This is a genomic window from Ruegeria sp. AB8, from assembly GCF_056542605.1.
The window spans coordinates 40,477-63,087 of the sequence record NZ_JBQGAB010000009.1 but is presented as its reverse complement, the minus strand read 5'-3'; the positions used below and the strand labels follow the sequence as shown (position 1 = coordinate 63,087).

The 22,611-nt window shown below is 58.3% G+C and carries 23 protein-coding genes; 7 read left to right on the top strand and 16 right to left on the bottom strand.

The genetic code is table 11. The features are described 5' to 3' along the window. Positions 1-3 precede the first annotated feature (3 nt). From ACR0CG_RS11005 to ACR0CG_RS10960, 10 genes are all read right to left on the bottom strand, one after another. Positions 4-855: a tetratricopeptide repeat protein gene (locus ACR0CG_RS11005; RefSeq protein WP_170613290.1), complete on the bottom strand. Its 852-nt coding sequence runs from the start codon at positions 853-855 to the stop codon at positions 4-6. Positions 856-885: 30 nt separating this feature from the next. Continuing rightward, complete coding sequence (locus tag ACR0CG_RS11000; protein ID WP_170613288.1) at positions 886-1,467, bottom strand: tetratricopeptide repeat protein; 582 nt, start codon at positions 1,465-1,467, stop codon at positions 886-888. Between the two features lie 7 nt (positions 1,468-1,474). Then, positions 1,475-2,449 (bottom strand): type II secretion system F family protein, encoded by a 975-nt coding sequence (locus tag ACR0CG_RS10995; RefSeq protein ID WP_480524806.1) that lies wholly within the window; start codon positions 2,447-2,449, stop codon positions 1,475-1,477. A 10-nt stretch (positions 2,450-2,459) separates the two neighbouring features. Next, positions 2,460-3,428 carry a type II secretion system F family protein gene (locus tag ACR0CG_RS10990; protein ID WP_170678144.1) on the bottom strand — a complete coding sequence of 323 codons (969 nt, stop codon included), beginning with the start codon at positions 3,426-3,428 and terminating at the stop codon, positions 2,460-2,462. 12 nt (positions 3,429-3,440) lie between these two features. Continuing rightward, on the bottom strand, positions 3,441-4,886 hold the full coding sequence (locus ACR0CG_RS10985) for a TadA family conjugal transfer-associated ATPase (RefSeq protein ID WP_170613282.1): 1,446 nt from the start codon (positions 4,884-4,886) through the stop codon (positions 3,441-3,443). A gap of 24 nt (positions 4,887-4,910) precedes the next feature. After that, positions 4,911-6,146 carry a CpaE/TadZ family protein gene (locus tag ACR0CG_RS10980; protein ID WP_480524804.1) on the bottom strand — a complete coding sequence of 412 codons (1,236 nt, stop codon included), beginning with the start codon at positions 6,144-6,146 and terminating at the stop codon, positions 4,911-4,913. A gap of 197 nt (positions 6,147-6,343) precedes the next feature. Then, positions 6,344-6,973, bottom strand: coding sequence for an OmpA family protein (locus ACR0CG_RS10975; protein WP_170678138.1), 630 nt, complete (start codon positions 6,971-6,973; stop codon positions 6,344-6,346). Positions 6,974-6,990: 17 nt separating this feature from the next. Further along, positions 6,991-8,397 carry a type II and III secretion system protein family protein gene (locus ACR0CG_RS10970; RefSeq protein WP_480490474.1) on the bottom strand — a complete coding sequence of 469 codons (1,407 nt, stop codon included), beginning with the start codon at positions 8,395-8,397 and terminating at the stop codon, positions 6,991-6,993. Between the two features lie 192 nt (positions 8,398-8,589). Beyond that, positions 8,590-9,471, bottom strand: coding sequence for a Flp pilus assembly protein CpaB (gene cpaB, locus ACR0CG_RS10965; RefSeq protein WP_480524802.1), 882 nt, complete (start codon positions 9,469-9,471; stop codon positions 8,590-8,592). Positions 9,472-9,721: 250 nt separating this feature from the next. Further along, the gene (locus ACR0CG_RS10960; RefSeq protein ID WP_480524801.1) at positions 9,722-9,961 is read right to left on the bottom strand and encodes a hypothetical protein; all 240 of its coding nucleotides are present in this window, start codon (positions 9,959-9,961) and stop codon (positions 9,722-9,724) included. On the opposite strand from ACR0CG_RS10960, the gene ACR0CG_RS10955 reads away from it, so the two are divergent. Beyond that, on the top strand, positions 9,948-10,193 hold the full coding sequence (locus ACR0CG_RS10955) for a hypothetical protein (protein ID WP_480490471.1): 246 nt from the start codon (positions 9,948-9,950) through the stop codon (positions 10,191-10,193). The two genes, ACR0CG_RS10960 and ACR0CG_RS10955, sit on opposite strands and share 14 nt — an antisense overlap. A 71-nt stretch (positions 10,194-10,264) precedes the next feature. On the opposite strand, the gene ACR0CG_RS10950 is transcribed toward ACR0CG_RS10955, so the two are convergent. Beyond that, positions 10,265-10,498, bottom strand: coding sequence for a Flp family type IVb pilin (locus ACR0CG_RS10950; protein ID WP_480490470.1), 234 nt, complete (start codon positions 10,496-10,498; stop codon positions 10,265-10,267). Positions 10,499-10,848: 350 nt separating this feature from the next. On the opposite strand from ACR0CG_RS10950, the gene ACR0CG_RS10945 reads away from it, so the two are divergent. Beyond that, positions 10,849-11,715, top strand: coding sequence for a lytic transglycosylase domain-containing protein (locus ACR0CG_RS10945; protein WP_480524799.1), 867 nt, complete (start codon positions 10,849-10,851; stop codon positions 11,713-11,715). Positions 11,716-11,756: 41 nt separating this feature from the next. Here the strand turns inward: ACR0CG_RS10945 and ACR0CG_RS10940 are convergent, their stop codons facing one another. The 5 genes from ACR0CG_RS10940 to tldD all read right to left on the bottom strand — a co-directional run bounded on the left by ACR0CG_RS10940 (position 11,757) and on the right by tldD (position 18,788). Then, entirely contained in the window at positions 11,757-12,383 is a 627-nt protein-coding gene (locus ACR0CG_RS10940) for a 3-oxoacid CoA-transferase subunit B (RefSeq protein ID WP_170613264.1), read from the bottom strand. Then, positions 12,383-13,087 (bottom strand): CoA transferase subunit A, encoded by a 705-nt coding sequence (locus ACR0CG_RS10935; protein WP_170613262.1) that lies wholly within the window; start codon positions 13,085-13,087, stop codon positions 12,383-12,385. Before ACR0CG_RS10935 ends, ACR0CG_RS10940 begins: the two co-directional genes overlap by 1 nt. A gap of 102 nt (positions 13,088-13,189) precedes the next feature. Further along, a complete protein-coding gene (topA, locus tag ACR0CG_RS10930; RefSeq protein ID WP_480524796.1) occupies positions 13,190-15,811 on the bottom strand; it encodes a type I DNA topoisomerase in 2,622 nt (873 codons plus the stop codon). Between the two features lie 172 nt (positions 15,812-15,983). After that, positions 15,984-17,126 (bottom strand): DNA-processing protein DprA, encoded by a 1,143-nt coding sequence (gene dprA, locus ACR0CG_RS10925; RefSeq protein ID WP_480524794.1) that lies wholly within the window; start codon positions 17,124-17,126, stop codon positions 15,984-15,986. 240 nt (positions 17,127-17,366) lie between these two features. Next, positions 17,367-18,788 (bottom strand): metalloprotease TldD, encoded by a 1,422-nt coding sequence (gene tldD / locus ACR0CG_RS10920; RefSeq protein ID WP_480524792.1) that lies wholly within the window; start codon positions 18,786-18,788, stop codon positions 17,367-17,369. Between the two features lie 176 nt (positions 18,789-18,964). Here tldD and coxB point away from each other — a divergent pair, with 176 nt between their 5' ends. From coxB to ACR0CG_RS10895, 5 genes are all read left to right on the top strand, one after another. Further along, positions 18,965-19,876 (top strand): cytochrome c oxidase subunit II, encoded by a 912-nt coding sequence (gene coxB / locus ACR0CG_RS10915; RefSeq protein ID WP_480524791.1) that lies wholly within the window; start codon positions 18,965-18,967, stop codon positions 19,874-19,876. Between the two features lie 84 nt (positions 19,877-19,960). Then, positions 19,961-20,917 carry a heme o synthase gene (gene cyoE, locus ACR0CG_RS10910; protein ID WP_170613252.1) on the top strand — a complete coding sequence of 319 codons (957 nt, stop codon included), beginning with the start codon at positions 19,961-19,963 and terminating at the stop codon, positions 20,915-20,917. Next, positions 20,914-21,075 (top strand): hypothetical protein, encoded by a 162-nt coding sequence (locus ACR0CG_RS10905; RefSeq protein ID WP_480524789.1) that lies wholly within the window; start codon positions 20,914-20,916, stop codon positions 21,073-21,075. The genes cyoE and ACR0CG_RS10905 overlap by 4 nt, the downstream gene beginning before the upstream one ends. After that, a complete protein-coding gene (locus tag ACR0CG_RS10900) occupies positions 21,075-21,650 on the top strand; it encodes a cytochrome c oxidase assembly protein (protein WP_480524788.1) in 576 nt (191 codons plus the stop codon). Before ACR0CG_RS10905 ends, ACR0CG_RS10900 begins: the two co-directional genes overlap by 1 nt. Positions 21,651-21,672: 22 nt before the next feature. Further along, positions 21,673-22,488 (top strand): cytochrome c oxidase subunit 3, encoded by an 816-nt coding sequence (locus ACR0CG_RS10895; RefSeq protein ID WP_170613246.1) that lies wholly within the window; start codon positions 21,673-21,675, stop codon positions 22,486-22,488. The last annotated feature ends 123 nt before the right edge of the window (positions 22,489-22,611 follow it).

Genomic DNA, 22,611 nt, shown 5'->3' with positions numbered 1-22,611 from the left:
CAATCAGGCTTCCTCGAGCGCACGCAGCGAACGGACGGCTTCGTCGAAATGTTGCGGGTGGGTGGCAATGGCCTCGCGGAACAGGTTCTTGGCCGTGTTCACATCGCCTTGCTTGACCGCCGAGATCCCCATCGTATTCAGCAACTGGGCGCGCTCGATTTGGGTCATCGGAATAACCGGCATGGTGTAGTTTCTCTGGGCCGATCTGGCCAGGACAAGGTTGTTCTTGGCGGTGAACAGGGATTTGTCGTGCCGGATCGCTTCAGTAAACAGGCGTTCGGCCTCGGCATACTGGCCGCGTGTCAGCTTGGAATAACCCCAGTTGTTCATCACACTGCCCGGGCGCGTCGTCAGGCCCACGGCGGTTTCGTAGAAATGATCCGCCCGCTTCCAGCTTTCCTGCGAATCCGCCACCAACGCCTCGAGACGATAGCGCTTGAATGTCTCAAATGTGGGTGGAACCGAATCCAGCACAGCCTCGGCCTCTTTCCAGTTGCCGCCGCGAACCAGAGCGTCTGCATACTCGACCTTGTCCGCGTTGGTCGAGCCTTTCATGCCTGTAACCTTCTTCCACGCGGTAGAAGCTTCGGTTGTGCGTTTGGCGCGTGACAGGGATATCGCCAGACCCCGCTGCAGGTCGATGCGATCAGGGTTCTTGGTGGCCGCATTGTGGAAATATGTGACCGCCTCGTTCGGGTCGGCCGCACTCAGCAACACGTCATTCAGATTGGTTTCATCAATGACGTTTACTTCCTGAAATGTACGCTCGACCTTTTCTTCTTCGGTCTCTTTGGCGCATGCCGATACAATCAATCCGCATATGACGATCGACGGAATCAAGAATTGTTGGCGCATTTTTGCGTCCTTTACTGCTCTTGCCTCTGGTTACGGGAGCTTGCGAAGCGTAAATTGCCCGTCGCCTTGCTGCTCCAGCGTATATTCTTGTTCTTGTGAGGTATTATTATCAGGATTTTCCATTTTTGCGAGTGCTAACCGCAGATTGTCGCGGATTGCGTCACTTTCGCCATTGTCCAGCGCATAAGCGCGCTGAAACACCTGAGCCGCTTCCGGATATTGCCCGGTTTCCATCAGCAGAACGCCCAGATTGTTCCAGGCCACCGGCCAATCGGTATCATCCTTGACGGCCCGTCTCAGCAGGGTTTCGGCTTGGCCAAGGCGCTTCAGGCCCAGATTTGCCGTGCCCATCGATGTCAGGATTTGCGGCGTCATCCCCTGTTCCAGAGCGGCGCGGGTAAAGGACTTGAGCGCCAGTTCGTACTCGCCGGCGGCCATCAACCGGTTTCCAACCTCAATTTCGTCCTCGGCCTGTCCTCCGGCGTCAATGCCCGGAGCCTCCAGATCGCCGGAACGATCGGTCTCTGTGCAAGAGGCCACCATGGCGAAAACCAGGGTGACCTGAAAGATGCGGCGGAGCCCGGTCCGGGCGCAGCATCGAAATGGGTTCATCAGGTTACTACCGGCCGAAAGTCGAAATAACGTTTGCCGAAGGCCCGACAAGAATAACCAGCAAAGGCGGAACTGTCAGTCCCATTGTGACAAGCGTCATTTTGGTTGGCAGCTTGTTCGCAGCCTCTTCCGCGCGCATGACGCGCTTGTCGCGCATCTCGCCCGCATACACCCGCAGGGCTTCTGCAATTGATGTACCAAAAGTCGCCGACTGGATCATCACCGTGACGAACGAGTTGACGTCCTGCACGCCACAACGGGTGCCAAAGTCACGCAGGACGGTATCCTTGTCCTTACCCGCTTTCATTTCGTAAGCGACGATCTCGAACTCCTGCGAAATGTCGGGGTACGAGGCTTTCATTTCGTTGGACACCCGGACTATGGCTTGATCGAGGGACTGACCAGCCTCCACACAGACCAGCATCAGGTCAAGCGTGTCGGGAAAGGCTTGCGTAATCTTCTCTTTCCGCTCTTCGATGCGGCGCGTGATCCAGTATTTGGGGATCATGTAGCCGACACCGCCGGGCACCAGCACGCGCACCAGAATTTGCTGGGTGGTGAATTCCTGCGTTCCCGCGAACACCGTTACCAGCAGAACGCCGACAATGATGCCGATGATCCCAAGGGAGAACTGTGCAAAGTGGAAAAACCGCACCGCATCCTTGGTCTGGTACCCTGCCTGCCGCAGCTTGAGCTGCATTGCCGACAGCTCTTCCTGATCTTTCGGTTCCAGAAAGGTCGCGAATTTTTCAAGCTGCTCGTTCCGACCGGCGTTCCGCAACTGGTCTTTCTTGGCCTTTTTTCCCTTCTTGGGCGCGGCATTCGAACGCTGTAACTTCTTGAGCGGATCCTCGGGCTGGTTCAGCATCAGAGGGATAGTGACCAGGATCATGAACAACCCCAGAACACCGACCACGATCAGTGGTCCGAACTCGCCCAGATGCTCGGTCAGCAAGTCATTGATGCGGGTCAGGAATTCCATTGCCGTGCCCTCAAACCTTGATGTTGGTGATGATTTTCATGACGATCAGGTTCAGCGTCAGCGTGATGCCAACAAAGAAACACATCGGAATGAACCATGGATGGTCGAGAACGCCGTCGTAATAACCGGGATCCTTGACCAGTATGAAAGCCAGACAGCCCAGCGGGAAGGCCGACAGGAATTTACCGGACCACTGTGCCTCGGCCGTGATCGCCTTGACGCGGCGAAACAGGCGGAATCGGGCACGGATAACCTGTGCAAGACCGGCCAGAATCTCTGCGAGGTTACCGCCGGATTGCTGCTGGATGCCCACGGCAACCGCCAAAAACCGCAAATCCTGCATGTCCAGACGTTCGGCCATGTCTTTCAAGGCTTCGCCAACGTCGCGGCCATAGGCGCATTCATCGGCGATGACGCCAAACTCGGTTCCCAGCGGGTCCTGAACCTCGGTGGCAACAACCTGAATCGTTGAGACGAAGGGGTTGCCGACACGCAGCGAGCGAACCATCAGTTCCACGGCTTCGGGCAATTGTTCTTCGATCATGCCCATGCGTTTCTTGGCCTTTTGGTTCACCCACGCATAAACGCTGCCAACACCGATTGCGACGGAAATGGCCGCCCGTAAGGCGGTATCGGTGGCTGTGCCGATGCTAAGCCCCATGAACGCGACCCCGGATACAAGGCACATGATCATGATCAATTGACGGGGCGAAAACGCAATCGCCGCCTTCTGCGCCTTGTCGGCCAGAAGGGAATAGAGCGGGATGCTCTGCGATTTCATATGCTGCTGCATTTCCTTGCGCAGCTGTTCCAGAACCTGTTCACGCCCGACACCTTTGTCGAGCATGTCGAGGCGGCGGTTTACCCGGCTGTTAAGGCTGATGGATTTGCCGAACGCGACCAGGTAGATACCTTCGACCAGGGCCAGAACGCCCACGAAGATCGCGACATAGATCAATGCCTCCATAGGCAGTTGCATATCCTTGATCTCCTACATTGTGGTTGGGTCGTAAATGGACGCGGGCAGGTCAAAGCCCCACAGACGGAAGCGCTCGGAGTAGTGGCTGCGCACGCCGGTTGCGGTGAAGTGACCGATAATCTTGTTGTCAGGTGTCAGGCCAACACGTTGAAAACGAAAGATTTCCTGCATGGAAATCACATCGCCTTCCATCCCGGTGATCTCGGTGATCGATGTCATGCGGCGCGAACCGTCCTGCAAGCGGCTGGCCTGTACGATCAGGTTCACAGCGCTGGCAATCTGGCTGCGCACGGCCTTGATCGGCATCTCGATCCCGGCCATCGCGATCATGTTTTCCAGACGCGAGATCCCGTCGCGGGCCGAGTTGGCGTGGATCGTGGTCATTGACCCGTCGTGGCCGGTGTTCATGGCCTGCAACATGTCGATCACCTCGGCACCGCGCGTCTCACCCACGATGATACGGTCGGGGCGCATCCGCAGGGCGTTTTTGAGACAGTCTCGCGGGCTGACCTCACCTTTGCCTTCTACGTTGGGCGGGCGACTTTCCATCCGGCCCACATGGGTCTGCTGCAGCTGAAGTTCGGCTGTATCCTCGATCGTCAGGATGCGTTCGGCGTCGTCAATGAAGCTGGACAAGGCGTTCAATGTGGTCGTTTTACCAGAACCTGTACCACCCGATACGATAACGTTCAGGCGCGTAGACACCGCAGCTTGAAGATAGGCAGCCATTTCTTCGCTGAACGCACCGAAATTGACCAGATCATCGATGCCCAGCTTGTCCTTTTTGAACTTACGAATGGATACCAGAGATCCGTCCACCGCAATCGGCGGCACCATGGCGTTGAAACGCGATCCGTCAGCAAGACGGGCGTCAACATAAGGATTGGATTCATCGACCCGGCGACCCACGGCGGACACGATCTTGTCGATGATCCGCATCAGGTGCTTTTCGTCCTTGAAGGTGATGTCGCTGAGTTGAAGCTTGCCATCGCGTTCCACGAAGATCTGCTGCGGTCCGTTCACCAGAATATCGTTGACCGTGTCATCCTGCAGCAAGGTTTCCAAAGGCCCAAGCCCGGTGACCTCGTCATAAAGTTCCTTGTTGAGCTGCGAACGGTCTTCGCGGTTCAGAACGATGTTGCGCGATTCGAGAACTTCGCTGGCAATGGCGCTGATTTCGGCCCGAAGCTCAGCCTCGGCGGCTGATTCCAGCGCCGAGAGGTTCAGGTTTTCAAGCAATTCGCGATGCAGATCGATCTTGATTTCACTCAAGCGTTCCTTGCGCTTGCGGTCACGGTCGGAAGATGAGGCCTCGGCGGCCTTTTTTTGCACCGGTTTGCGGACAACCGCCGTTGTGGCAGAGGCAGGAGCGTTTGCCGCGGCCGGGGCGGCCTCTGGGGCTTTGGCCGCAGTCTTGACCGGCTGCGCATCAGGCTGCTTCTTGTATCTCGAAAACATGACGGCTGTCCCCTTGAGAAGTTGTTACGCGGCTTCCGCGTTGCTCGAGCCCAGGCTGTGAAGCGACTTGGCCAGTTTGGCGATTTCCCGCCGCAGTGGGTTCTTGGCGGCAGATTTTGCAAGCGGCAGGCCGTGATCGCCGGCTTGCAGAACAGGTTTGCCACCTTCGGGCAGTTGCAGATCGATGGAGATTCCCAGGCTTTCGCCCATGCGCTTGACCCGGCCCTTGCCGTTCAGATCCGTGAATTTTGGCGCCCGGTTCAATGCAAAGCGCAGCTTGTTGAAGGGCAGCTCCTCGGCCTGCAAGGCACGCTTCAGGCGCAGCGCGTTCTGGGCGGACCGCATATCCAGCTCGATCAGTGCAAAATAGACATGCGCCGCCGCCAGCACCGTTTCGGACCAGTGCACCAGCGTTTTTGGCATATCCACGACCACATAGTCGAAATGCTTGCGTGCGGTGTCGATGACGCGCTGAATATCCTCCGGCGTAATCAGGTCCAGCGGCACAATGTCGGAAGGCGAGGTCAGAACCTGCAGTTTTTCTTCATATGTCTGCAGCGCCTGGGAAAAAACATCGTCGTCCATGGACGCCGTGTCCGACAGCATTTCAAACACTGTCTCGCGACGCGGCAGGTCCAGATAGGTGGAAACTGTGCCAAATTGCAGATCCAGGTCAATCAGGCAGACGGTCGGTGCTTCTTTGTCCGAAACCGTAGCCAGTTCCCAGGCAAGATTGACCGCCAGAGTGGTCGAACCTACGCCTCCGGCCAGGCCGTGCACCACAAACAGCGCGCCTTCTTTTGATTCGCCCTGGGTCAGCGGAACTGCCGCCGCCTGGGGCGCGGCAACCGGATCGGGCTGTTTCATGCGCTCGATGGCTTCCTGCAACTCGCCTTCGGGCAGCGGGTACGGGACAAATTCATCGGCACCTTTGCGCAGCAGCTGATGCAGCAACGCAGGTGTGACATCTTCGGCGATCAGAACAACTTTGATTTTCTTGTCCTTGGCGCGGGTGATGATTTCACCCATCAGCGTCAGGTTGTCTTCGTCTTCCCCGTCGATTGCAAGTGCCACAAATTCAAGAGAATCTGCCTCGGGCTGGCCGAAAAAAGCCAGTGCCTCAGCAAATCCAAGATCGCCCCAGCGTTCACCCAGCGCAACTTCCATGTCTTCGATCAACAGATCGAAGTTCTGGACATCACGGCTGATTGTGCAGGCCAGAATGGCGTTATTTTCGTCTTGCGGCGCGGCGCTTGTCATTAACACAATCCTCGTAGTGAGGGCTTGGCAAATCTTACAAACACAAGCGGTCTGGTCGGATTGGCTGTCGCCCCGATGCGGTCAAATCTGGCCGCAGGTCACCCAATTGTTGACAACGTCTCTTGGAAGTTGGGCGAGAATTGGGCGTAAAAGAACAAATTGTAGGGAATTGGGCGACGATGTCGCCCAAAACCAGTTTATTGTTCGGATGTAACGCCAAGGTTTGTTGCGCTGCTCAGTTGTGTTGCGTAAGTCGCGCTCGCAACATACTCGCGATAGACGACCTGGGCGTACTTGCCGTCCAGAATCAGCGGATCGCGATCCAAGAAGCCCGACACCTCGGTCACGGTACGGCGGTTGCGCCGATCCCGGTTTGGCGTGTCGATCAGCGGGCGCGCTTTGCCAAAGGACACAACGGCCTCTAGGCGCGATCGCGAGATGCCCTGCTGAATCAGGAAGGCAACCGCAGCATTGGCGCGCCGTTGACCCAAAGCCTTGTTATAGGCCGTTGAGCCGACAGCATCCGTGTGGCCGTACACGCGGAACCGAGCCTCAGGGAATTGCTTGATCCAATCCGCCTGCTGCGCCAGGATTCGCTGTGCCGAAGCATCCAGTTGCGAACTGTTGAAGGCAAAATTGATCTGGGTTGGAACCTCGGCCGCAAACCGCTGAGCCAGGATCTGGGCATAGGACAACTCACCATTCATCACCTGGATATTGTTGAGAGTTGCGTTGCCGAAAGCGCCCGAATCGATTTCGTAGCCCGCTTCCCGTGTACAGCCTGCGACAGCGACCGACAGACATAGTGTCATCATCCACTTTTGCATGGGTCCTATCCTCCTCATCAATCCAGGACGTAGCCGTAAGAGCTGCCATAGCCCTGTTTGGCCACTTCTGTTGCGGCGCCTGCACCGGCACGTGTTGTCCGGGCGGTCTTGCCATTCACGAACAGATCGAATTCGCTGGGCGGTTTGACCCGATCGGTGGGCAGAGCTAGGGCCTCACCCCGCGTCGGCGACACAAGATGTGCGGTGATGATAATAACCAGTTCGCTTTGCTCGCGCTGGTATTCGGCGCTCCGGAACAGGGCACCCAGGACAGGCACATCGCCAAGCCACGGGATCTGGTTGTTCAGGTCGGCAAAGTTGTCTTGGATCAGCCCGGCGATAGCAAAGCTCTCACCGTCGCGCAGTTCAACCGTCGTGCTGGTCTGGCGTGTGATAAAGCTTGGAACGTTGTCGCCATTGATCGTGAAGTTCGAGCTGTTATCGATCGCCGAGACAGACGCGGCCATCTCCAGATTGATCAGATCGCCGTCGACAACACGTGGGATGAAGTCTATTTCGACACCGAAGGCCTTGTATTCAATGGTAACGACACCATCGTCCTGCGGAACCGGGATGGGTACTTCGCCGCCGGCCAGGAATGTCGCTTCTTGCCCGGACAGTGCTGACAGGTTGGGTTCAGCCAGGCTGCGGGCCAGGCCTTTGGCCTCAAGGGCCTCCAGCAACAGGCGAACCTGGGTCGAACCTGCGCCAAATCCAAACAGGATCGCACCTGTGTTGGACTGCACGGCGGGAATGTTGTTGCTCAGTGCGTTCTGCAATGCCAGCGAGTTGTTCAGCGTGTTGATACCGCCGGTCACATCGCCGCCACCGAAGCCCAGCGATGCTGACAGGCTCTTGGCGACCGAGCGGTTCATCTCTGCAAACCGGACTTTCAGCATGACCTGCTGCACGCCGCCAACGCTCATAAGGTTCGAAACGCGTTCCGGGGCATAACGCTCCGCCAGTTCCAGCGCGCGGGCCAGCTTTGCCGAGCTGGACACGGTACCGGACAGCACGATGCCGTCATTTGCCGTACGCACCTCGACCCGCTCATCGGGCAGGATCTGGCGCAGCCTTTCCTTGAATTCGGTCACATCCGGTGCCACACGAACGCGAACGTTCGTGATCAGATTGCCGACGCCATCGAACAACGTCAGCGTTGTGATGCCAGGAGCCTTACCAAGAACATAGATCGTGCGGTCCGAAAGCGACGAGATGTCGGCGATACCCGCGTTGGCGATGCTCAGTTCTGCGAACGGCTCTTCACTCTCAACAACAATTGCGCGATTCATAGGGACATCCAGCGTTTCCGCTGTGCCTTTTTTAACCACGCGAATATTTTGTGCCCAGGCGGCATCGCCGACCGGGCTCACAACAAGCGCCAACCCCAGCAGGGTTGCGCTGATCCAGGAACGTATTGTCATGTGACCTGCCTCTCCGATCACGCCTCGTTTTTGGGTCTATCGCCCTCTAATACGAAACACTGCGCGAATTCAGAATTTATTGCAATAATCAATGGTTTCTGGATTGTTCCTTATGTGGGGAATGGGCAACAATCAAAATAGAAAGAGCCGCGCAGATTGCGCGACTCAAGTCCGTAACGCTCTGATTTAACGTCAGTTTGTGCAGGGAATTGGGGTTTCGACGATCTCTCCGCCGCGGCGAGTCCGGATCGTACACACTCTTTCCTGGGCTTTTTTCGGAGCAGGCGCCGCCTCTTTAATACCCAACAGTTTTCGCTGGTCGACTTCGATTGCCGCGGTGATGGCCTCGTCCTCGACCCCAACCAAGGCAAGGGACAGGCGGCCGGTACTCTGGGCCTGGGCCAGCGAGATGGCCTGTTCCGGTGTAACGGCCACCGTGACCGTACGTGCAATCGTTGTGCCCGTGACGTCCGAGCCTGCGGACTGATCAATAGCAACCAGTCTGATACTAGGAAGGATCAAACGTGTGAGTTCACCGCTGGCACCCTCGACCGTGCCTCGCAACGAGCCGGTCCAGATAATGTCGACGTCGTCTCCTGGGCGCAGAAATCCGGATACGCCGGACGCAACATCAACGCTGATGGCAAAGGCCCGCTTGCCTTTTTCCAGGCGCGAGGTCAGACCCGCGGCTTCGCCCGGCCGGGTAATCTTGACCTCCATGATAGCTTCGTCTTTTTCCATGGCCCTCATGACATAACGCTCATTGTCTCCGGTCTCGGGGAACAGGACGGTCATTTCCGTGAATGTGCCCTCGGGGATCGCGTTTTCGGGCCAATCGACGATACGCACATCTTCTTCCTTTACGCGTTCGCCATACTTTAGCGAACGGTTGGACACGATGACGCTGACGGTCGGAATTACATTGACGTTCGCGTTTGCCAAAGCTTCCTGGGCTGCCAAACGCTCGCGTGCGAGAGCATCCTGATAGGCGGCGATATAGTTGCGCGCCATGTAAACCGCGCCGCCGGCCAGAGCCACCCCGACGATCAGAACAAGACCAAACACAGCTCGCATGCGCGCACCTCATATTTTCGATGGCCAGAGTCATTTCGGCCAGTGGGAAACTTTGAAACAGCTTATTTCCTAAACAGGAATTGTGTCGAAATGTAGGACAAAGAAGACATTTCTATCACTGTTCCACGATTGTAGGGCGAGTTGGCAACACACTCAGGTCAAGCGCAGGCCCCGGGGGGCTACGTTTCAAACGTCCAGCGTGAAGAGCCCAGAGTTGGCTGAACTATGCTTGGAAACCTTAGGCAGTAGCTCAGCTACCGCCGCCCGCGGTCCCTGAAACAACGATCCCGCCAGGCGCGTTGTTGGATCCGGTACTGATGGTCCCGCTGGACATCGCCGAGCTGGTGTTCCCGCTCAGGCTGATGGTTGCTGTCTGGATACCGAAGTAAATCAGTGTCGCAAGCGCAATGATTATGGCAGTCAGAACGACCCAGTCGACGGTGACAGCACCGTCTTCAGAGGTGATAAAGGTTTTCGTGAACCTGATCATTGCGGGTCGCTCCAGTAAAGCAGGGTCGGGGCAGAACCGACCAATAGAATCTGTTCATGTACAACCTTTGCTGATGCACACATTATGTTTTGCTTTGCCGGAATGGCGTGAATTGGGCAAAACATTGAATAATATGACGTATTTGGATTTCTTTGAGGTGCGCATGGCCGTGACCGCGCCTGATTTTCGCTCGGTTGCCAAATCGCCGATGCCTTGCCTGGCCGGTTCTTGAGTTCACGGTTCCAAGAGAAAAGCCGCGCCAGTGTTGGCGCGGCCTGTTTCCAGTTCTGGGAATTGTCTGGTTTAGTTGGTGCCCGAACCGGTGATACCACCTGAAACGGTACCATCGCTGGTGCCGGTGTTAATGGTTGCGCTGCTCAGCGCGGCGTTCACGTCGGTTGCCATGCCCTGTGCGCCGTTGGCGATCTGCTGGTAGGCCACGGTGCCCAGGCCGATGACTGCTGCGGTCAGAACGACCCAGTCAACTGTCACGGCGCCGTCTTCGTCTTTGCGGAAGTTCTTGATGAACTTGATCATGTTACGTCCCTCCTAAAGGATCTAAGTCAATTAACCTTGGCGTCTTTCAGAGCTTTCTCTCTCAGTCCGCTCATGACCGTCTCGGTATGGATATATGTTTGACTGTTGTGCGTGGCAGGAATTGGGCCAAACACAGTTTTTTTGCGCTTCGTCTTAACTTTTTGGTCACGAATTCGATATCTAATTGAAAAAGAACAAAAAAAATTTTCAACGTGACGGTATTGACCTTCGCAAGAGATGCAAAATTGCGCCAAATGAGGCGAAATTGCCCCAATTCGCTTTGTTTTTCTGGCCTTGCGGCCGGATTCGAGGTTCAAATTCGTCAAAAGAAAACAAGAGGCAGGCAAAAAATGAATCTCCGGTACGCAATCACATGCGCCGGCGTGTCGGCATTTCTGATATCGGGCACGGTTCCGGTGATCGCCGCCGATATCGAGCCGAGAGGCGTCTATAAAAGGATCAAGGCGCCAAAGCCCGGAACACGCCCGCGCATCACCGTTCAGATCACGGCTGAAGAACATGCATCCCAGCCTTTTGCCCCCAGCACCGGGGCCGAGCTTGAAACGCCTGAAGTGGTCAAGCGCACCGCGCTTCCGCCTGAGAACCTGCCGGGGACGAACAGCCCAGAAAAGCCCGTCGGTTCCTACACAGCCTTCTGGGACAAGATCTCGCCGGAGCTGGCTGAAGCCGGGGCAGGGCGGCTGGATATGGCGATCAATGCGCTTTCATCCACAAATGTTGCTTCACCACGTTTGCAGACCCTTCAAAACATCGCGCAGCTTCAGGGGATCGACATTCTGCGCTCGACAGTGGGAACCAAGGTTTCCCCGGCACTTGTCCTTGCGGTGATTTCCGTGGAATCGGCCGGCCGGGCGGATGCTGTCAGTTCAGCCGGTGCGCAAGGACTGATGCAACTGATGCCCGCCACGGCCGAAAGGTTCGGTGTTGAGGACAGTTTTCAGCCCTCGCAGAATATCGCGGGTGGTGTGAAATACCTGAACTGGCTGATGGGGGAATTCAAAAACGACCCGATTTTGGTGCTGGCCGGATATAATGCGGGCGAAGGGGCCGTTCGCAAACACAGTGGTGTGCCGCCTTATGCGGAAACCCGCGATTACGTGCCAAAAGTGCTTGCAGCGTTTCAGGTGGCGCGCGCGTTGTGCTCGACCCCGCCGGAACTGATCTCGGATGGCTGCGTTTTTCAAACGCTAAACTGAAAATGGCCCGCGAGTCGGCGGGCCATTCAAATTCAGGTCAATCAGCCGACGATCGTGGCCTGGGTCGAGGCCCGCATATCGTCTTCGCTGACACCGTCGGCCAGTTCGACAATCTTCAGGCCGCCTTCAACCACATCCAGCACGCCCAGATTGGTGATGATGCGATCCACTACGCCCTTACCTGTCAGCGGCAAGGTGCATTCCTTCAGCACTTTTGAGTCGCCATGCTTGTTGGTGTGATCCATGACCACGATCACACGACCGACGCCGGCGACCAGATCCATCGCGCCGCCCATACCCTTGACCAGCTTGCCGGGGATCATCCAGTTGGCCAGATCGCCCTTTTCGTCCACTTCCATGGCACCCAGAATCGCCGCAGCGATCTTGCCGCCCCGGATCATGGCAAAGGACGTGGCGCTGTCGAAGTAGGACGTGCGGGACAGCTCGGTGATCGTCTGCTTGCCCGCGTTGATCAGGTCGGGGTCTTCTTCACCCTCGAACGGGAATGGACCCATGCCCAGCATGCCGTTCTCGGATTGCAGAGTGATGTCCTTGTCACCCACGTAGTTCGCCACCAGCGTCGGAATGCCGATGCCGAGGTTCACATACATGCCGTCTTCCAGCTCTTCCGCCGCGCGTGCGGCCATCTGATTGCGGTCCCAGGGCATTATGCGTCCTCCTTCTTGCGGGTGGTGCGCTGTTCGATGCGCTTTTCGTGGCTACCCTGAATGATGCGGTGCACGTAGATGCCGGGCAGATGGATCCCATCCGGGTCGAGCGAGCCGCGCGGCACGATCTCTTCAACTTCAGCGATGCAGATCTTGCCGCAGGTCGCGGCAGGTACATTGAAGTTGCGTGCAGTCTTGCGGAAAATCAGGTTGCCGGTGTCATCGGCCTTCCAGGCCTTGACGATGGCGAGATCGGCAAAAATGCCTTCCTCCATGATGTAGGTCTCGCCGTTGAAGTCCTTGTGTTCCTTGCCGTCGGCAATCACGGTGCCCACGCCGGTCTTGGTGTAAAAGCCGGGGATGCCCGCGCCGCCGGCTCGCATACGCTCGGCCAGAGTGCCTTGCGGGTTGAACTCCAGCTCCAACTCGCCGCTCAGGTACTGGCGCATGAATTCGGCGTTTTCACCGACATACGAGCTGATCATCTTTTTGACCTGCTTCGTCTGCAGCAGGATGCCGATACCGAAATCGTCGACCCCGGCGTTGTTGCTGGCAAAAGTCAGATCCTTGGCGCCCGATTCCCGGATCGCCTCAAGCAGCAGTTCGGGAATACCGCACAGGCCGAAACCGCCCGCCGCAATCAGCATGCCATCCGACAGCACCCCATCGAGCGCTTCAGTGGCATTGGCATAGATTTTCTTCATGGAAAACTCCCCCAATGACATGGTGATGCGGCAGGTTGTGCCGCCACGTCACGGGGAAGTCAATGAAACCAGAGGGCAATGGTATTTCTACCTAGCCCCGTCTCAGCCCGCCTTCTTGGCTGTCTTCTTGGCAGCGGCCTTCTTCTTTGGCGCAGCTTTTTTCTTGGTGCCCTTCTTGGCCGCCCGCTCGTTGACCAGTTCAACGGCCATTTCCTGCGTCACGTCTTCGGGTTTTACGTCCTTGGGAATGGTCGCATTGACCTTTTCCCATTTCACATAAGGCCCGTAGCGCCCGTCCAGAACCTGCATCGCGCCGCCATCGGGATGCTCGCCCAGTTCCTTCAGCGGTTTGGCTGCCGCACTACGGCCCCGACCGGGGTTGGCCCGTTTTTCGGCCAGCAGTTCCACGGCCCGGTTCATCCCGATCTCGAACACGTCATTAGGGTCTTTGAGGTTGGCATAAACCGGTTTGGCTTCATCGGCCAGTTGATGCATCAGGTAAGGCCCGAAGCGACCGAAATTCGCGCTGATCATTCCACCTTCGGGGTGTTCGCCGATCTGGCGGGGCAGGCTGAGAAGGGTCAGCGCCTTGTCCAGATCCATGTCATCCTTGCTCCAGCCGCGCGGCAGCGACGCACGGGGGGGTTTCTTGTTCTCCGGCGTCGGCTCGCCACGCTGGACATAAGGACCAAAGCGGCCGGACTTCAGCCAGATCTCATCACCCGCGTCCTCGCCCAGAAGACGTTCGTCGCCTTCCGCGCCTTCACCGGCGATCGGACGGGTATACGTGCATTCCGGGTAGTTGCCGCACCCGACGAATCCGCCGGTGCGCGACGTCTTCAGGTGCAATTGCCCCACGCCGCATTTCGGGCAGATCCGCGGATCCGACCCGTCCTCGCGCGGCGGATAAAGCTGCGGTGCCAGCGCTTCGTCCAGCTTGTCCAGCACTTCCGAAATGCGCAGCTCCGAGGTCTCGCCGATTGCAGCCGAAAACTCGCGCCAAAACTTGCCCAACAGATCCTTGTAGTCGCGATCCCCGGCGCTGACGTCGTCCAGCTGTTCTTCCAGATTGGCGGTGAACTCATAGCCCACGTATTGTCGGAAGAAATTCAGCAGGAAGATGGTGACGATGCGGCCCTTTTCTTCAGGGATCAGCCGGTTCTTGTCCTTGCGCACATATTCCCGGTCCTGGATCGTCGTCACAATGCTGGCGTAGGTTGAAGGGCGCCCGATCCCCAGCTCCTCCATCCGTTTGACCAAAGTGGCCTCGGTATAGCGCGGGGGCGGCTGGGTGTGATGTTGCAGGGCCAGAACGGCTTCGTTCTCGGACAGGATGGCGGCCTTGTCATCGCTCGTGGCCTTGGTGTGCTGATCCAGCAATGAGGTCTTGGCAAACGGGGCAGGGTCCCCCTTCATGATCTGGGGCAGGCGCTTTTCGTCGTCATCCGTGACGTCATCGCGGCCCTCTTCATAGACGCGCATGAAACCGTCGAACAATACCACCTGCCCGGTGGCGCGCAGACCGACCTGACCGTCGGCGCTGCCGATCTCGACCGTGGTCCGCTCCATCCGGGCGGCCGCCATCTGGCAGGCAATGGTGCGTTTCCAGATCAGATCATAAAGCTTGCGCTGATCCTCATCCGTGACCTTCAGCGCCTTGGCATCGCGCGACATATCCGTCGGGCGGATACATTCATGCGCTTCCTGAGCGTTCTTGGCCTTGTTCTTATACATGCGCGGGCTGTCTGGCACGTATTCCGCGCCATATCGGTCGGCGATAGCGTCGCGGGTGGCAGTCACAGCTTCGGGCGCCATGTCGATGCCGTCAGTCCGCATATAAGTAATGTAACCCGCCTCATACAGCCGCTGCGCCACCTGCATCGCGTGGCGGGCTCCCATGCCGAACTTGCGGCTGGCCTCCTGCTGCAGCGTGGATGTCATGAACGGCGCGCTTGGATTCCGGGCGGCAGGCTTGGCCTCGACTGATGTCACGCTCAGCGCGCGGCTGGTGATGGCCTGAACTGCCAATTCGGCCTGAGTCGAATTGGTCAGATCGTGCTTGTCCAGCTTTTTTCCGGCCAGCGTGACCAGCCGGGCCTCGTAGGTCTGGCCGCGGGGCGTTTCGAACAAGGCCCGCACCGACCAGTATTCGACCGGCTTGAACGCCTCGATCTCCATCTCGCGCTCGACGATCAACCGCAGACAGACCGACTGCACCCGGCCAGCCGACCGCGCGCCGGGCAGCTTGCGCCACAGAACGGGTGACAGGTTGAACCCCACCAGGTAATCCAGCGCACGGCGGGCCAGATAAGCCTCGACCAGCGGCATGTCCACCTGACGTGGGTTCTGCATCGCCTGAGTCACAGCCTCTTTTGTGATGGCGTTGAATGTAACCCGGCTGACCGGTGTGTCTTTCTTGATCGAGCGCCGCTTGGTCAGCGCTTCCTGCAGATGCCAGCTGATTGCTTCGCCCTCGCGATCGGGGTCAGTGGCCAGGATCAGCGCATTGTCGTCTTTAAGCGCGTCGGCGATGGCCTTGACGTGCTTGCGGCTGTCATTGCCGACTTCCCATTTCATCGAGAATTCATGCTCTGGATCAACCGATCCGTCCTTCGGCGGCAAGTCGCGTACATGGCCGTACGAGGCCAGAACGGTGTAGTCGGGGCCCAGATATTTGTTGATTGTTTTTGCTTTGGCCGGAGATTCTACAACAACTACAGGCATTTAAGATGAATCCTTGCTCGACAGGCTTTGCGCTTTGTATGGCGGTGCAAAATGTGTGCGGCAAGATCGAATTGTCAATGCGTACCTTGCCGCATCTTGTTTTTCCCGCAATTTCAGCGCTCTGGCCGGGCCAAATTTCTTCAAACAGACGGGGCCGCGCAAAAGCCGGTGATCAGGCTACTCGCGAAAGCAGGCCGCCCGCCTGCCGCTGGATTCGTCCGTCCAGTTCCAGATCCAGCAAGGCCGGGGCGATGGCCTCGGCCGAGGCGGCAATGTCCCGGATCAACTGGTCTTCGGCCACCGGCGAAGGACCCAGCCGCGCCAAAATTTCGGCCTGCAAGACTGACGCCTCTGGCATTGCAGGGGCGTCAGACGAAGGTTGAAGGCTTAGCGGAAGTTCCGGCGCCTCTGCCACAGATTGTTGCGGCGGCAGTGCGTCAATCACGTCTTGCGCAGAACGGACCAGCGTGGCGCCATCGCGGATCAGCAGGTTGCACCCGGCGGCGCGGGCATCGAACGGGTGGCCGGGTACGGCTAGAACCTCGCGCCCCTGATCCAGCGCGTCCCGCGCCGTGATCAGACTGCCGGATTTTGCCGCCGCCTCGACCACCACAACCGCCTGCGCGAGGCCCGAGATGATGCGGTTGCGCCGCGGGAAATGCCGTGCCTGCGGCGTCACCCCCATCGGCTGTTCGGACAATCGCAGGCCCTTGCGTGCAATATCGTTCGCAAGATCGGTATTTTCCGCCGGATAAACAACGTCGACCCCGCCTGCCAGAACAGCCACCGTTCCGGTGTCCAGCGACGCGATGTGCGCGGATGTGTCGATGCCGCGCGCCATGCCTGAGACGACCGTATAACCGCACGCCCCAAGCTCTTTCGCCAGGTTCCGGGCCATGCGCCCCCCGAGGGACGAGCAGTTGCGCGCGCCGACCAAAGCAATTGCCGGTTTTGCCAGTACGCTGATGTCACCGATGGCCCACAGCATCGGGGGTGCGTCAGACAGGGTCGACAGGGAAGCGGGGAAGTCAGCGGCCCCAAGGCACAGAAGCCGCGCTTTTGCGGCTTTTGCAGCCCTGAGCTCCGCCTCAATCACGCCGGGTGGGCATATTTCATAGTCTTCGATCCCGGCGGCGCGTGCCATTTCCGGCAACGCGGCCAGCGCATTCTGCGCCGAGCCATGTTCGCACAACAGTCGCCGGAATGTTGCCGGGCCAACCTTGCGTGAGCGCAACAGACGGAGCCAGGAAAACCGGTCCTCTTCCGTGGTGGGTGGGAGTGGGGGGTGATAGGAAGAAAGCTGCTCTTCAGTCATCCGTTGCTCCGCCTGATTGCAGAACTGGTTTACGGGATGCGGGGTTAACAGCCTGTGAATCGTTGAAAATTAGATGCCATTTTCACAGGTGGTGTACTTTGGTTGCGGAATAACAATTCGAAAGTAAAAAGAAAATCCGAGATATCTTTCCTTGCGCAGTTCGCGGTCATTCCAATGCAGAAATCAAAAAATCAGGCGCAGTGTTAACCCTGCGCCCTTGAGTTTCCAATTGATTCCCGCTCAGGCGGCCGATCCGCCCACGGTCAGGCCATCCATCAGAACGGTTGGTTGGCCGACCCCCACAGGCACCCATTGCCCGTCCTTGCCGCAGGTTCCCATGCCCGGGTCCAGCTCCATGTCATTCCCAAGCCCGCGAATGCGCTTCAGGGCCGAAGGACCATCCCCGATCAGCGTCGCGCCCTTGACCGGTGCACCGATCTTGCCGTTCTCGACCCGATACGCCTCGGTGCAGGAGAAAACGAACTTGCCGTTGGTGATATCCACCTGACCACCGCCGAAGCCCACGGCCCAGATTCCGTCCTTGATGTCCGCAACCAGGGCAGCAGGGTCCGCATCGCCTCCCAGCATGATCGTGTTGGTCATGCGTGGCATTGGCTTGTGCGCATAGCTTTGCCGCCGCCCGTTGCCGGTGGGCGCAACATTCATCAGCCGTGCGTTCTGGCGGTCCTGCATATACCCCGTCAGTATTCCGTCTTCGATCAGCACCGTGCGGGAACTGGGCGTGCCTTCGTCGTCCACAGTGATCGAGCCACGCCGGTCCGCGATGCTGCCGTCATCGACCACAGTCACACCCCTGGACGCGATCTGTTGCCCCATCAGCCCGGCAAAGGCCGAACTGCCCTTGCGATTGAAATCCCCTTCAAGCCCGTGCCCAATCGCCTCGTGCAGCAGGATACCGGGCCAGCCGGGGCCAAGGGCCACTTCCATCACACCGGCCGGGGCAGGGACTGCGTCCAGGTTGACCAGAGCGATCCGCAATGCCTCGCGCGCCTTGTCCTGCCAGTCCGCCGGATCGATCAGCCCATCCAGACCGATACGGCCACCGCCACCGGCTGAACCGCTTTCGCGGCGTCCGTTCTGCTCCACGATGACCGAGATGTTCAGACGGGTCATCGGGCGCACGTCGCGCACCAGAACGCCATCAGGGCGCAGAATCTCAACCTCCTGCACTGCGGCTGCGATGGTTGCGCTGACCTGAACCACCCGGGGATCGAGATCGCGGGAAAACGCATCAATCTCGCGCAGCGTCTCGATTTTGACCGGAAAGCTGGCGGTTTCGATCGGATCCTCATCTGTGTAAAGCCGCTTGTTGGTCGCCCGCGGTGCCTCGGCCAGCGTGCCACCGCCATCCCCGACCGCCAGCCGCGCGGTCTCGGCCGCCCGTTTCAGCGCGGGGATCGAAACGTCCGTGGAATGCGCATATCCGGCAACTTCGCCCTGCACGGCGCGCAGTCCGAATCCTTCGGACGCATCATAAGACGCGGTGCGCAGGCGACCGTCATCAAAGACCAGAGATTCGGATTTGCGGCGTTCCACGAACAGCTCGCCATCCTCGGCGCCCGCCGTTGCCGATTGCAGCACCGCAAGCGCTTCATCATGCGGAATTGCGGTTTCAAAGGGGCGAAACGGGTCGTTTGACATGGCTTGGGACCTTTCCGGTTTGATCCAGATCAAAAATAGCGTCTGTTTGACGCAAGCATTTTGCTTTATCTACCCGCAGGAATATGGTTTTTAACGCGGCCAAAGACAACGGGAGAGGTGTGGCCGATTCACACCTTTTCGCCAGGGACGCAAAGATCAAACGATCAGGACAGAAAATGAAGAATGCTTTGATGCTTTCGGGGTTTATGACAGCCCTCTCCAGCCTTCCCGCCATGGCTCAGGAGCTTGAGATTATCGGCAAGCCGGTCGATGGTGGCATGGGTTTCCAGCCCCCCGCCACGAGCCTGGCCGAAGGGATTCGGGATCTGGATGGGATGATTCTGGTCATCATCACCGCCGTTTGCTTGCTGGTTGGTGGCCTGCTGCTTTATTGCATCGTGCGCTACAATCAGCGTGTTAACCCGAAGCCAGCCGGTTTCTCTCACTACACCCCGGTCGAGATCGCCTGGACGCTTGGCCCGATCCTGATTCTGGTCTTCATTGGCGCCTTCTCGCTGCCGGTTCTGTTCAAGCAGCAGGAGATTCCCGAAGGCGACGTGGTTATCAAGGTTGTTGGGAACCAGTGGTACTGGACTTATGAATACGTCGATCACGACTTTGCGTTCGACAGCTACCTGCTGGGCCACCCGGCGACACTGGACGAAGGCGCGCGCCCGGCTGACGCGGATGTGACGCCGTTTGTTCTGGACGACGCGATGCGCGCCAAGCTGGCCGATGCAGGCTACAGCGACGATGAATGGCTGTTGGCCACCGATACTGCGGTTGTCGTTCCGGTGAACAAGGTCGTAGTCATGCAGGTGACCGCATCCGATGTGATCCACTCGTGGACGATCCCGTCCTTCGGCGTGAAGCAGGACGGTGTACCCGGTCGTCTGGCCGAGCTGTGGTTCGAGGCCGACAAGGAAGGCATCTATTTCGGCCAGTGTTCGGAACTGTGCGGCAAAGACCACGCCTATATGCCGATCACCGTCAAGGTCGTCAGCCAGGAAGCCTATGATGAATGGCTGAAGAGTGCGATCGACGAATATGCAGGCCTGCCGCAATCCTATCAGATTGCTGCCAAGTAAACGCGACAGGGCGGGCTGGCCCCGCCTGAAACAACATGCAGGCTGCGCGTTAATCGCGCAGCTTTCGCCCACAAAGGACCGGAAATGAGCGACGCAAGCTTCAATGCCAGCACCGTGACCGCGAAGGGATACGCGGACGAGGCCAGCTTTGGCGATTATTTCGCCCTGCTGAAGCCGCGTGTGATGTCTCTGGTCGTGTTCACCGCGCTGGTCGGTCTGCTGGCGGCTCCGGTTTCCGTGAATCCCGTGGTCGGTTTTTGCGCCATTCTGTTCATTGCCATCGGTGGCGGTGCCTCCGGCGCGCTGAACATGTGGTGGGATGCGGATATCGACAAGGTGATGAAACGCACCAAGGGTCGCCCCATCCCGTCCGGCAAGGTTGAACCGGGCGAGGCGATGGCGCTTGGCTTAGCGTTGTCGGGCATGTCGGTCATCATGCTGGCGCTGGCTACGAACATCTTTGCCGGTGCGTTTCTGGCCTTTACCATCTTTTTCTATGTCGTGATCTACACGATGTGGCTGAAGCGCCTGACGCCGCAGAACATCGTGATCGGCGGCGCGGCCGGAGCGTTCCCGCCGGTGATCGGCTGGGTTGCCGCCACAGGCTCCATGACGCTTGAGCCGTGGCTGATGTTCGCTCTGACCTTCATGTGGACGCCGCCGCATTTCTGGGCGCTTGCCCTGTTCATGCGCACGGATTACGACGATGCCGGTGTTCCGATGCTGACGGTCACTCATGGGCGACGCGCGACCCGTGTGCATATCCTGATCTATACTGCGCTGCTGGCCATTCTAGCGGTTGGCACGGCCTTCTCGGGCATTGGCGGCCCGGTCTATCTGACCGTCGCCCTTGTTCTGAATGCGCTGTTCCTGCGCGGCGCATGGCGGATTTCCCGCCGCACCGAAGACGATGCCGAGGCGGACAATTTCAAGGTCGAGCGTGGCTTTTTCAAACTGTCGCTGCTGTATCTGTTCCTGCATTTCGGCGCCATTCTCGTGGAAGCGCTGCTGAAGCCCTATGGGCTGGGAGGCTGGTCATGAGCCTGCGCAAGAGCCACGAACTGCACCACCGCCGTTTCAGCCGCAATCTGGGCGTGGGGCTGACCCTCGCCGCATTCATCGTGATCATCTTCGGCCTGACCATCGCCAAGGTTTCCAGCAGTTCCTTCACGGGTTCCGCTGTCGAGGTGCAGAACTGATGGCGATGTCGGGTCCTCAAAAAACGGTTGTGCAACTGGTCGGTGTGGTCGTCCTGATGGGCGGTTTGGCCTGGGCTGCGGTGCCGTTTTACAACTGGTTCTGCCGGGTCACCGGCTTTGGCGGCACCACCGGCGTCGCTCAGCAAGCCCCTGATGACATTCTCGACCGCATGGTCACGATCCGTTTCGACGGCTCCAAGGCCAAGGGCATGCCGTGGGAGTTCAAGCCCGTCGAACGCGAGATGAAGGTCCGCATCGGCGAAACCGGGCTGGCCTTTTACGAGGCATATAACCCGACCGACAAACCCATTGCCGGGCAGGCGTCCTATAACGTGACGCCGTACTCGGCGGGCGGGTATTTCCAGAAGATCGCCTGCTTCTGCTTTGACGAGCAGGTATTGCAGCCGGGCGAGCGGGTCGAGATGCCCGTGACCTTCTTTGTCGACCCCGAAATCGTCGAAGACCCCGAAGCACAGTATGTTCATACGATCACTCTGTCGTATACATTCTACGAAATCGACCTGCCCGAGGGCTATGCCGCCCTCGACGTGCAGGAAGACACAAACACGAACTAACGCCTTAAGGTGAGGGACACTGATGGCACACGCTAAAGACCATGACTACCACATTCTGAACCCCTCGATCTGGCCGCTTGTTGGCGCCGTCGGTGGTTTTGTGATGCTGTTCGGAGCCGTCCTGTGGATGCACGGAATCACTCCGTGGATATTCTGGGCCGGTCTGGTGGCCGTTCTCTACACCATGTTTGCCTGGTGGTCCGAAGTGGTGGTCGAAAGCCGTCAGGGCGACCACACGCCGGTTGTCCGTATCGGCCTGCGCTATGGCTTCATCCTGTTCGTGATGTCCGAGGTGATGTTCTTCTTCGCCTGGTTCTGGTCGTTCTTCAAACATCGCATGTACCCGATGTACGACTATGCCGGCACCGAATACATCCAGCCGGACATCCACGCGGTTGACCCGTTCCACCTGCCGCTGATCAACACGCTGGTTCTGCTGCTGTCGGGCTGCGCGATCACCTGGGCGCACCACGCGCTTGTGCACGGCAATGACCGAAAGGCACTGGTGCAGGGTCTGGCAATCGGTATCGCGCTGGGTATTGCGTTTACCTTCCTGCAGGGTTTCGAATACTACGAACTGCTGGCCCACGGTGGTTGGGAATTCGGCGGCGATCAGTTCTATTCGAACTTCTTCATGGCAACCGGGTTCCATGGCGCACACGTGATCATCGGCACCATCTTCCTGACGGTCTGTCTGATCCGTGCACTGAAAGGTGATTTCACTCCGGAGAAACACGTCGGTTTCGAAGCGGCCGCCTGGTATTGGCACTTCGTGGACGTCGTCTGGCTGTTCCTGTTCTTCGCCGTTTACATCTGGGGGCAGGCCCCGCTGATGTAACTCCGCTTTGGTGATCCAATTGCAAAAGCCGCCCTTTGGGGCGGCTTTTTCTCTATCCGGGGCGCAAGATTGCGCCCCATACAATTGCGTGGTTGCAATTCGGGTCGCACGGCCCTTAACAAG